Raw genomic sequence first — 12,529 nt, 5'->3', positions numbered from 1 at the left:
TTTAGATTTTATGATTTAAGCAAAAGAAAAAAACATGAATAATAGAAATTTATACCGCATTTTATTAATCCTCTTATTCTGTATTGGCAAAACCAATGCGCAGGAAATCCTGACTATTGAAGAGGCTATGAAAATCGCTTTAGAAAACAATTTTGAAATTAAAATCGCTAAAAACAATTCTAAAATATCTGAAACGAATGTAACAATCGGAAATGCAGGAATGCTTCCAACCGCTAACGCTTCGATTACAGACAACAATAGTATCACAAACTCCTCTCAAACACGTCAGGACGGAACGACAACGGCTTTGGACAATGCCAAAAACAACAGCTTAAACTACGGGGTAAGTCTTGGCTGGACAGTTTTCGATGGAATGAAAATGTTCGCCAGGCTGGATCAATTAAAGGAACTTCAAAAACTGGGCGATGCTGAGTTAAAAAAAACGATTTTACTAAAAATTGCACAGGTTAATTCAGCTTATTATGACCTGGTACAACAGCAACAGCAGCTAGCTGCTTTAGACACCACCATTGTTATTTCAAACCAAAGATTAGAACTGGCAAAAAACCGTTTTACAATTGGAAAAGCATCAAAATTGGAAGTTTTGAATGCACAGGTTGATTTGAATTCAGATCAGGTAGCTTTGTTGCGACAAAAAGAATCTTATATCAATTCAAAAATTTTACTTAATCAATATTTAGCCCGTGATCCAAAAATTGATTTCAAAGTCACAGATCAGCTTACCGTTGATGATAAATTAATTTTTGCTGATTTGTTGAATTTGGCACAAAAACAAAATCCTGCATTAGAAGCTCAAATAATCAATAAACGAATTGCAGAATTGGAATTGAAACAGGTAAAAGCAGACCGATACCCTGTGATTAACTTAACCACCGGATATAATTTTGCAGAAAGTCAATCCAGTCTAGGTTTTACAAGTGAAGCTTCTTCCAGAGGATTAAATTATGGTTTTAATGCTACGCTTAACATTTTTGATGGTTTTAATCAGCATAGAAATGAAAAAGTGGCCAAATTGCAAATCGAAAATTCTCAAATTGCTATCGAACAGCAAAATATGGTCCTCAATACACAATTAAGCACTGCCTTTCAGACCTACTTAACCAACATCGAACTTATTGGACTGGAAGATGATAATGAAGAAATAGCAAAACAAAATCTTTCAATTACGCTGGATAAATTCAGGATTGGGACAATTACAACATTAGAATTCAGAACAGCTCAATTGAATTATGTGAATGCAAAAGTTCGTAACAGCAACGCTCAATATCAGGCAAAATTATCTGAAATTGCATTAAAAGAATTAGCCGGAAATATTAGTTTTTAGTTTAATTTTGTTCGAAAAACATTTAAATGATTTCATACAATACAAAGGACTGGGTAACTTTTATTTTTCGTTTTCATAAATCTGACACCATAAGAAAATTGTTTTCTGTCATGATTATTATTGGAATTTATAGTGCGGCCGTTGGTTATCTTGAAGTTCAGTATTTTAAAATCGGGAAAAACGATTACATACATAATATCAATATCATGCACGGCATGCTGGGTTTTGTTATCTCGTTGCTGCTTGTTTTCAGGACAAATACCGCTTATGATCGTTGGTGGGAAGGAAGAAAATTATGGGGCAGCCTTGTCAATAACAGCCGTAATCTTGCCATCAAGCTGTCTGCCATTTTAAAAGATGAAACCGACAGAAGCTTTTTCAGGAAATTTATTCCAATGTATGCCCATATTCTTCAGATTCATTTAAAAGATGATGACACAAGTAAACAGCTTTTTGAAGATGTTGATTTAGAAATCGATCACCATAAACACAAACCCAATCAGTTAAAAAAAATCATATATCAAAAAATTAATGATTTGTATGATGCAAAAAAAATTACAGGTGACCAGCTCATCATTTTAAATGAAGAATTAAAATCTTTTACTGATATATGCGGTGCCTGCGAGCGAATAAAAAACACACCCATACCCTATTCTTACAGTGCTTTTATCAAAAAGTTCATCTTTTTTTATACCATGACGCTTCCTTTTGGATATTCTGTGAGCCTGGGTTACTTTGTAGCTCCCGTAGTGGTTTTTGTTTTTTATGTTCTGGCAAGTTTAGAATTAATCGCTGAAGAAATCGAAGATCCGTTTGGAGATGATGAAAACGATTTGCCTATTAAAAAAATATCAGAAAACATCAAAAAACATGTTGAGGAACTGATTTAAGCCTAATCTATCTCTTTAAAAAAAATTAATTTATTGCCATTTATAATTTTGATTAGGGAATTTTAGAAAACAAAAAAATAGTTTCCAACTCCAGCAATCAATCCTTATATTTGTACACTTATCAAGAATACTGAAATCAAAATGAAAATATCTTACAACTGGTTAAAACAATTCATTAAAACAGACTGGACATCAGAGCAAACTTCAGAATTACTTACAGATTTAGGTCTGGAAGTAGAAGTGGTCGAAAAATACCAATCAGTAAAAGGAGGCTTAGAAGGAGTTGTTGTAGGACATGTACTTACCTGCGAAAAACATCCTGATGCAGACCGGTTAAAAGTAACAACTTTAGATATTGGTTTAGAGAGTCCTATTCAGGTAGTTTGCGGTGCTTCAAATGTTGCGGCTGGTCAAAAAGTGCCTGTAGCTACTATTGGAACAGTTTTATATGACAAAGAAGGAGGAGAATTTACCATTAAAAAAGGTAAAATTCGTGGACAGGAAAGCCATGGAATGATTTGCGCTGAAGACGAATTAAGCCTCGGAACAGGTCATGATGGTATTATGGTTCTGGATGAAAAACTAACTCCGGGAACTCCGGCTTCAGAAGTTTTCAAAATCGCAAATGATGAAGTCTTCGAAATCGGGTTAACTCCAAATCGTGCAGACGCCATGAGTCATTTTGGAACGGCACGTGATTTAAGAGCCGGAATGCTTCAGCGTGGAATAAATGTAGAATTGATTACGCCTTCTGTTAGCAATTTCAGGGTTGACATGCGTACTTTAAAAATTGATGTAAGCGTTGAAGAACCAACTCTTGCACCAAGATATTGCGGGGTTACTATTTCAGGTATTACAGTAGAAGAATCTCCAGCATGGCTGAAAGACCGTTTAAAAGCGATAGGTTTAACACCAAAAAATAATATTGTAGACGTTACTAATTATGTTTTACATGAATTAGGACAACCTCTGCATGCTTTTGATGCTGCAAAAATCAACGGAAAAATAATTGTAAAAACTCTTCCGGAAGGCACAAAGTTTACAACTTTGGATGATGTTGAAAGAACATTGCATAAAGAAGATTTAATGATTTGTGACGAAAAAGGACCTCTTTGCATCGCTGGTGTTTTTGGCGGAAAAAAATCAGGAGTTTCTGAAGTAACCACTTCTATATTTTTAGAAAGTGCTTATTTTGATGCCGTAAGTGTGCGTAAAACCGCCAAAAGGCATCAGTTAAATACCGATGCTTCTTTTAGATTTGAAAGAGGAATTGATCCAACTATCACAGAATATGCATTAAAACGAGCCGCACTTTTAATCCAGGAAGTGGCAGGCGGAAAAGTTACATCTGATATAATAGAAGTATATCCTAAAAAAGTAGAAGATTTTTCTGTTTTACTAAATTTCAGTCATGTATATAAAATCATCGGACAGGAAATCCCTAAAGATACGATCAAGAAAATATTAGTTTCTTTGGATATTAAAGTGAATAGTGTTTCTGAATCTGGTTTGGGATTAACTATTCCGGCATATCGCGTAGATGTTCAGCGCGAAATAGATGTGATTGAAGAAATTTTAAGAGTCTATGGATATAATAATATTGATTTTTCTAAGAAATTTAATGCTACAGTAGCCAATTCCCCAAGAACAGAAGACTACAAAGTACAAAACATAATTGCCTCACAACTGAATTCTCAGGGATTTCATGAAATGATGGCAAATTCATTAACTACTGCTGATTACGCAAAATTATCTGCTGACTTGAAAGAAGAATATAATGTTACGATGCTGAATCCGTTGAGCAGTGATTTATCAACGATGCGTCAGTCGCTATTATTTTCTGGTCTGGAAGCAATTTCATATAATATCAACAGAAGAAATTCTGATTTGAAATTATTCGAATTCGGAAAAACGTACCATAAATACCTTAATGGATACGAAGAACACAAGCATTTAAGTTTGTTAATTTCGGGTAACAGAAATAAGGAGAGCTGGACAAATCCACAAAAAACTACTGATTTCTTTTTACTAAAAGGATATGTTACCGGCATTTTAAATCGTTTAGGAATAGATAAAATTTCAAATGTCCCATCAAAATCAGATGTATTTTCTGAAGGAACTTCAAAAGTTTATAACAATGAAGTTTTAGTAGAGATTGGAGTAGTTAAAAAATCAATTTTAAAACATTTTGGAATCAAACAGGATGTTTATTATGCTGATTTTAACTGGGATTTGGTACTGAAAATAATCACAGGAAAAATTAAATATTCAGATATTCCTAAATATCCGGAAGTACGCAGGGATTTGGCATTACTAATTGACCAAAGCACAACTTATGAAAGTATCTATACACTGGCTAAACAGACAGAAAAAGGACTTTTAAAAGATGTAAATCTGTTTGATGTTTATGAAGGCAAAAACCTTCCGGAAGGCAAAAAGTCATACGCTCTGAGTTTTACAATTCAGGACAGCACGAAAACACTGACCGATAGCCAGATTGATAAAATCATGTCAAAGCTACAACAGACTTTTGAAACTGAGTTAGGAGCAAGTTTAAGATAATTTCATAAAAAAACACCAGCGTTTGCTGGTGTTTTTTTTATATGATTGTAATTACTGTTTCTTTTTGAAAATCTTTTTAAACAAATTTACAATTACCAAAACAACACAGCCTAAAACAAGACCAGTCACAAATTCTTTTACTATAGAAGGAAGTTTAATTTCTTCAGATAAATGATGGAAAAATGGAATATAGTGTACAAAAATACCACCTGCAACTAAAAGTAAAGCAATAGTACCGACAACGGTTAAACCTTTAATAACTAACGGAAGTGCTTTTACAAGTATATTACCAATAAATTTTGAAATACTTTTTTCATTTTTACTAAACTTAATAAGCTTGTATCCAGCTTCATCCATTCTTACAATAAGAGCTACAATTCCATAAACTCCAATAGTAGCAACCAAGGCAATTATTGACGTTACAATGATTTGCTGAATAATTGGCTTTCCGATTACGGTTCCCAAAGCGATAATTACAATTTCTACAGACAATATAAAATCAGTAATAATGGCTGATTTTACTTTTCCTTTTTCCATCTCAAGAATTTGTTCTTCAGAATAAGTCTTTTCAGTTATTCCTTCTGACTCTTCATGCGGATGAGGAAACACAAATTCATATATTTTTTCGGCTCCTTCGTAAGCGAGGAATAATCCACCCAGAACTAAAATTACAATAATAGCATCCGGCATAAAAGCACTCAATAAAAACGCTATTGGAAGAATAATTATTTTATTAAGTAAAGATCCTTTGCTAATTGCCCACAGTACCGGAAGCTCTCTGGATGAAGCAAACCCTGAAGCTTTCTCGGCATTTACCGCTAAATCATCCCCTAAAATCCCTGCTGTTTTCTTTGCTGCAACCTTACTCATTACAGCAACATCGTCCATAATTGCTGCTATATCGTCTAATAGTACGAAAAAACCTGATGCCATTATATTTTGCTTTTTTTAATGTTAGTGGCGCGAATCTACTACTTTTATCCTAAATCATTTTAAAGAATTCGGAATTTAATTTTAACTGCACTGACCCAACAAAAACCAAAGAATTATAAAAACGATTATGGTACCGAAACACCCTCCTCCTAATTTTTTTGCCCCATAACCGGCTAGCAATCCTCTAAATATATTGTTCATAATAATCTAATTTTTAATATTAATGTAAATTTGACAATTAATAGTGTCTATTATTTTATAATACTTTTTAATAATCTTTCATTATTCACGGATTACCCCAAAAAAAACACCAGCATTTGTGCCGGTGTAATTATAATATTATCTATTTATTTCTACATTTATACCTGATTACACTACTGGTTGTGTCTGATTTCTAAAAACCAGCTTACCATCAAAAGCATCGATCAAAATAATACTTTCCGTTGTAATATTTCCAGCCAGAATTTCTTTCGATAACTGGTTTAAAACTTCTCTCTGCACTACACGTTTTACAGGTCTTGCTCCAAATTGAGGATCATATCCTTTGTCTGACAAATAAGCAATTGCTTCCGGAGTTGCATCCATTGTAATACCTTGTTGTGCCAACATTTTGGTAACCCCTTTCAATTGTAAACTTACAATTCTTGATATATTATCTACTGTAAGTGGTGTAAACATGACTATTTCGTCAATACGGTTGATAAACTCTGGACGAACTGTTTGTTTCAATAATCCTAAAACTTCATTTTTCGCCGCCTCTGTGGCTGCTTCCACTCCGCCTTTTAGGTTTTCGAATTTTTCCTGAATAATCTGGCTTCCCATATTAGAGGTCATGATGATAATAGTGTTTTTGAAATCGGCTAAACGTCCTTTATTGTCTGTTAAACGTCCTTCATCTAGAACTTGCAGTAAAATATTAAAAGTATCAGGATGTGCTTTTTCAATCTCATCAAGCAAAACTACAGAATAAGGTTTTCTGCGAACCGCTTCTGTCAATTGCCCACCTTCATCGTAACCTACATATCCTGGAGGCGCACCCACTAAACGGCTCACACTGTGGCGTTCCTGATACTCACTCATATCGATACGAGTCATCGCATTTTCGTCATCAAAAAGATATTCTGCCAAAGCTTTTGCTAATTCTGTTTTACCAACTCCCGTTGTTCCTAAGAATAAGAATGTCCCAACTGGTTTTTTCATATCCTGTAAACCGGCACGGCTTCTTCGAACGGCATCACTCACTGCCTCTATAGCTTCTTCCTGACCTACTACACGTTTGTGCAATTCATCTTCTAAGTGCAATAGTTTTTCTCTTTCTGTCTGAAGCATTTTCATTACCGGAATTCCAGTCCATTTTGCTACAACTTCTGCAATATCTTCTCTGGTTACTTCTTCTTTGATTAAAGAATTTCCTGATTGAAATTCCTGCAATTGTTTCTGCAAATTTTCCTGACGCTCCTGTGCTTCTTTTATTTTTCCGTAACGAATCTCCGCTACTTTTCCGTAATCTCCGTCACGTTCTGCACGTTCTGCTTCATATTTAAAGTCTTCGATTTCATGCTTTACAGCCTGAATTCCGTCAACGATATCTTTTTCTTGCTTCCATTTTGCATAGATTTCATTTCGTTCTTCTTTCAGGTTGGCCAATTCCATACCTAAAATCTTAAGTTTGCTTTCTTCTTTTTCACGTTTAATCGCTTCGATCTCAATTTCAAGCTGCATTATTTTACGATCCAAAACATCTAACTCTTCTGGTTTTGAATTGATTTCCATGCGTAGTTTAGAAGCAGCTTCGTCCATTAAGTCAATTGCTTTATCTGGTAAAAAACGATTCGTAATATATCTTTGTGAAAGCTCAACCGCAGCAATAATCGCTTCGTCTTTAATCTGGACTTTATGATGCGTTTCATATTTCTCTTTGATTCCACGAAGAATCGAAATAGCACTTTCTGTATCTGGTTCATCGATTAAAACCTTTTGGAAACGTCTTTCAAGCGCTTTATCTTTTTCAAAATACTTTTGATATTCATCTAAGGTTGTAGCACCAATCGCTCTTAATTCTCCACGAGCCAAAGCTGGTTTCAGGATATTAGCCGCATCCATTGCGCCTTCTCCTCCACCTGCACCTACAAGCGTGTGAATTTCGTCAATAAATAATACGATATCTCCTTCTGCAGCCGTAACTTCTTTAACAACCGATTTTAAACGTTCCTCAAATTCTCCTTTGTATTTTGCTCCGGCAATCAAAGCTCCCATATCTAATGAAAAAACGATTTTTTCTTTTAGATTTTCCGGAACGTCTCCATCCACAATTCTATGCGCTAAACCTTCTGCGATAGCCGTCTTACCAACCCCAGGTTCACCAATAAGCATTGGATTATTTTTGGTTCTGCGAGTTAAGATTTGCAACACACGACGAATTTCTTCATCACGGCCAATAACTGGGTCTAATTTTCCCGTACGCGCTAATTCATTTAGGTTTTTAGCGTATTTATTAAGAGAATTATAGGTTTCTTCAGCTGAAGCCGATGTCACTCTTTCCCCTTTACGTAATTCTTCAATTGCCGCTTTAAGACCTTTTCCGGTAACGCCCTGATCTTTTAAAATTTGAGAAACTTTACTTTTTGAGTCAAAAATGGCTAAAATTAAATGTTCGATTGAAACGTATTCGTCGTTCATTTTTTGCGCAATAATTTCAGCTTCATTCAAAGCTTTATTTGCATCCCTTGAAAGCATTATTTCACCTCCGGAAACTTTTGGAAAACTCTGAATGGTTGCATCTAGAAGCTGTAGAAACAATGGCACATTTACGTTTAATTTTTTAAGAATAAATGGTGCCACGTTTTCGTCAACTTCAAAAATGGCTTTAAAAATATGCTCGTTTTCAATTTGCTGCTGTCCATTTCGCTGCGCTAATTGCTGCGACAACTGAATGGCTTCCTGCGATTTAATAGTAAATTTATTTATATTCATTTTTTTTCGATTTGTGATTGATATTGTTCTTTGTTGTTTTAATAAGATTAAAGTTAGCATTTATTGAGTCCCATTTTTAACTCAAATAATTTAACTTTGTATTCCAATAGACAAATTATATTCCACAGTAAAAAAACAGACAAAACGACATTAAAAACAGTTTTTAAGCTATTTTACAATGTCAAAAAGTCATAAAACAAGCCAAATATGAGTTTTTTCAATTCAATCTTCGGAAGTTCAGAGAACTCAGAAGCTTCAAAAAGTAAAGTAAACTGGACAGAATTAACCAATATTCTTCAATTACAGGAAGTAGAAGCAATATCACATGAAAAACCAGTCGTGATTTTCAAACACAGCACAAGATGCAGCATCAGCCGAATGGCTTTAAAACAATTTGAAAGAGAATATGATCTTGAAAATATTGTTGATGCTTATTTTTTAGATTTGATTGCACACAGAGATATTTCTAATGAAATTGCCAGCAAATTTGGCGTATATCATGAATCACCACAATTGATTTTAATCAAAAATGGAAAAGCTGTTTACAATGTTTCACACAGCGATATTGATGCTACAGCATTAAAAAACAAGATTTAAGTTCTTCTTTTTAAAGACACATTTCAAAGGCAGAGTTACACCTCTGCCTTTCGATTTTTTACCAATTGCATTGATTCACCATTATAAATAAATCTTAATATCGACTTAGGTTGCTACCTTTTTCATAAATTTGAAAAAAATTAAATCAATTGAAGAAATTACTCTTTTTCATATCCTTTTGTTTGGTTATAGGAATTGCTCAGGATACACAAGCTCAGGCTCCTAAAAAAATAATAGTTGAAAATTCAGATTTTTCAGACGTAAACGAAGCAGAAATTCCGGGAGCACTTTTGCTTACCGGAAATGTAAAAATAAATCATGATGGCGTAGTCCTTACTTGCAATAAAGCCTATTTCTTTCAAAAAGAAAATTACATCAAAGCCTTTGGTAATGTGCAACTTGTACAAGGCGATACATTATTCTTAAATAGTAAATATGCTGAATACAGTGGTAACGTAAAAAAGGCTTTCGCAACCGGAAACGCTGTTATGACTTCTCCTGATGCAACATTGCAAACCGATACCATCAATTTTGACAGAAATGTTCAGGAAGTTTTTTACAATACTAAAGGCACAATTGTAAATAAAGATAATACCCTGGTAAGTAAATCCGGAAGGTATTACGTGACACAGAAAAAATTTCAGTTTTTAACAGAAGTAGTACTTACAAACCCTAAATATGTTATGAAATCTAATCACTTAGATTACTATAGTAACTCAGGGCACTCTTACTTATTTGGACCATCAACCATCACAAGTAAAACAAATTATATCTATACTGAAAATGGTTTTTACGACACAAAGAAAAACCTCGCCCATTTCCTGCGAAAATCATATATTAAATATGACGACCGGCGAATAGAGGGCGACAGTTTATACTACAATCGTAATACCGAATTTGCATCAGCAACACGAAATGTAAAAATTACAGATTCTATAAACAAGGGAATCGTAAAAGGTCATTACGCCGAATTATACAAACTAAAAGATTCAATGTTTGTAACTAAAAGAGCGGTTGCCATAAATCTGGTCGAAAATGATTCAGTCTATATTCATGGCAAAAAATTAATGGTCACCGGAAAAGAAGGCGAAAGAATTATCAGAGCTTTTAATAATGTTCGCTTTTTCAAAATAGATATGAGCGGAAAATGCGACTCACTTCATTCAAACAGTAAAACTGCCCTCACGAAACTAATAGGGAAACCCATTTTATGGAATGCTGAGAGCCAGATCACAGGGGACCTCATGCACTTAATTGGAGATAATAAAACCCGAAAAATAGACTCGCTTAAAGTGTTCAATAATACTTTTCTAATCTCTAAAGATACACTTGGAACAGGTTACAACCAGGTCAAGGGTATGAACCTCATTGGAAAATTCAGAGATGGAAAGCTACATGATGTCGATATAATAAAAAACACCGAAGCAATATATTACGCAAGAAATTCAGCAAACGAACTTGTGGGAATTGACAAAAGTGTAAGCAGCAGAATCAATCTTATTATAGAGAATAACAGAGTTGAAAACATAACTCTTTTTAAGAATGTTCAAAGTGATAGCTATCCAGAAGATGAGTTGGCGGAAAATGACCGAAAATTAAAAGGTTTTGTCTGGCGTGGAGACGAAAGGATAAAATCAAAGGATGATATTTTTCCTCCTGAAGAAAACGAACTCAACGATAAATTAGTCAAAGAAGGTAAAGCAGAAGATGCCAAACCAAATGTTCCTATGAAAATCAGAAAGGAAACACTAAATTACGACAAAAAGAAACCTGCTGCTAAAGCCAGTAAAGGAACTAACAAAAAAGCTAAAAAATAATTTTTAGTAAAAAGCAGGTTTTAAGCAAACCGAAAGAATCAAAACATCAAAATCTTAGTTCTCAAAAAATGAATCCAGATTTTATAAAATATCAGGCACAGACTTCTCCATATCCACTCGGAATGGAAGTTTCACATGCAATAGGCTCCTATATTTACGATACAGGTAATAAAAAATATTTAGATTTTGTTGCCGGTGTTTCAGCCTGTACACTTGGACATCAGCATCCAAGGGTCAATCAGGCTATAAAAGATCAGTTAGACAAATATTCGCATGTAATGGTTTATGGTGAATATTCTCAAAGTCCGGCTGTTGAATATTGCAAATTAATGGCTTCACTCCTGCCGGAATCATTAAACAAAACCTATTTAGTGAACTCTGGTACTGAAGCAATCGAAGGAGCGCTTAAACTGGCTAAACGAACAACAGGCCGCAGTCAGCTTATTTCATGTCACAATGCCTACCACGGAAACACCATGGGATCTATGAGTGTTATGGGATTCGAAGAACGCAAACAAGCCTTTCGTCCTTTGCTTCCTGATGTTGATTTTATAACTTTCAACAACGAACAAGATTTACAAAAAATAACCACACGAACAGCCGCAATCTTACTTGAAACAATTCAGGGAGGAGCTGGTTTTATTGAACCAAAAGACAACTTTCTGCAAAAAGTACGCAAACGCTGTGACGAAGTTGGTGCTATGATGATTGTAGATGAAATTCAGCCTGGTTTTGGCCGCACCGGAAAATTGTTCGGTTTCCAAAATTATGATGTCGTTCCGGATATTGTAGTTATGGGAAAAGGAATGGGTGGCGGAATGCCGGTAGGTGCTTTTACAGCATCAGCAGAAAAAATGGATCTTTTAACCGAGAATCCAAAATTAGGGCATATTACAACTTTTGGAGGTCATCCTGTCATTGCGTCAGCCTGCTTAGCAACTTTGAAGGAATTAACTGAGACTAATCTGATGCAGAAAACTTTAGAAAAGGAAAAACTATTCAGATCACTTTTGGTACATCCTTTGATAACAGAAATTAGAGGAAAAGGATTAATGCTTGCCGCCATGACCAAAAGTGCCGAAATAACGAATCAGGTCATTTTAAACTGTCAGGCCAAGGGACTCATTTTATTCTGGCTATTATTTGAAGGATGCGCCATTAGAATAACACCGCCATTAACCATTTCTGAAGAAGAAATAAAAGAAGGATGTGCCATAATTCTCGAAGTTATGGATGAAATTTTGAATAATAACGAAGAGCTTAATTAGGAGCTATTTCCAGCTATACGTTGCAATCTTTTTTGAAGCTAAAAATGCTTCAAAAAAGGATTTCCACTTCTATCTGGGCTAAGGCTTCCCGTTAAAAAAAAACTTCAGAATAATAAACACATTAATCTTTTATAAATCAAAGAT

The 12,529-nt window shown here is 34.6% G+C and carries 8 protein-coding genes; 6 read left to right on the top strand and 2 right to left on the bottom strand.

Going from position 1 to position 12,529, the window contains the following annotated elements:
* Positions 1 to 34 precede the first annotated feature (34 nt).
* The 3 genes from P5P89_RS15780 (at position 35) to pheT (ending at position 4,797) form a co-directional block, all read left to right on the top strand.
* Positions 35 to 1,345 (top strand): TolC family protein, encoded by a 1,311-nt coding sequence (locus P5P89_RS15780; RefSeq protein WP_278009185.1) that lies wholly within the window; start codon positions 35 to 37, stop codon positions 1,343 to 1,345.
* A gap of 26 nt (positions 1,346 to 1,371) precedes the next feature.
* Positions 1,372 to 2,235, top strand: a complete 864-nt coding sequence (locus P5P89_RS15775) for a bestrophin family protein (protein WP_278009184.1) — start codon at positions 1,372 to 1,374, stop codon at positions 2,233 to 2,235.
* 141 nt (positions 2,236 to 2,376) lie between these two features.
* Positions 2,377 to 4,797: a phenylalanine--tRNA ligase subunit beta gene (gene pheT, locus P5P89_RS15770; RefSeq protein WP_278009183.1), complete on the top strand. Its 2,421-nt coding sequence runs from the start codon at positions 2,377 to 2,379 to the stop codon at positions 4,795 to 4,797.
* Between the two features lie 51 nt (positions 4,798 to 4,848).
* On the opposite strand, the gene P5P89_RS15765 is transcribed toward pheT, so the two are convergent.
* Complete coding sequence (locus tag P5P89_RS15765; RefSeq protein ID WP_278009182.1) at positions 4,849 to 5,730, bottom strand: DUF808 domain-containing protein; 882 nt, start codon at positions 5,728 to 5,730, stop codon at positions 4,849 to 4,851.
* A 369-nt stretch (positions 5,731 to 6,099) separates the two neighbouring features.
* Complete coding sequence (gene clpB / locus P5P89_RS15760) at positions 6,100 to 8,703, bottom strand: ATP-dependent chaperone ClpB (RefSeq protein ID WP_278009181.1); 2,604 nt, start codon at positions 8,701 to 8,703, stop codon at positions 6,100 to 6,102.
* Between the two features lie 207 nt (positions 8,704 to 8,910).
* Between clpB and ytxJ the strand changes: the two genes are divergently transcribed.
* From ytxJ to P5P89_RS15745, 3 genes are all read left to right on the top strand, one after another.
* A complete protein-coding gene (ytxJ, locus tag P5P89_RS15755; protein WP_278009180.1) occupies positions 8,911 to 9,300 on the top strand; it encodes a bacillithiol system redox-active protein YtxJ in 390 nt (129 codons plus the stop codon).
* 149 nt (positions 9,301 to 9,449) lie between these two features.
* Positions 9,450 to 11,117, top strand: coding sequence for an OstA-like protein (locus P5P89_RS15750; protein ID WP_278009179.1), 1,668 nt, complete (start codon positions 9,450 to 9,452; stop codon positions 11,115 to 11,117).
* Positions 11,118 to 11,185: 68 nt separating this feature from the next.
* Positions 11,186 to 12,385 (top strand): aspartate aminotransferase family protein, encoded by a 1,200-nt coding sequence (locus P5P89_RS15745; RefSeq protein ID WP_278009178.1) that lies wholly within the window; start codon positions 11,186 to 11,188, stop codon positions 12,383 to 12,385.
* The last annotated feature ends 144 nt before the right edge of the window (positions 12,386 to 12,529 follow it).

The organism is Flavobacterium gyeonganense (assembly GCF_029625295.1).
Taxonomy (GTDB): Bacteria; Bacteroidota; Bacteroidia; order Flavobacteriales; family Flavobacteriaceae; genus Flavobacterium; species Flavobacterium gyeonganense.
The sequence above is the reverse complement of the archived record's forward strand: the minus strand, read 5'-3'. Positions and strand labels throughout refer to the sequence as shown.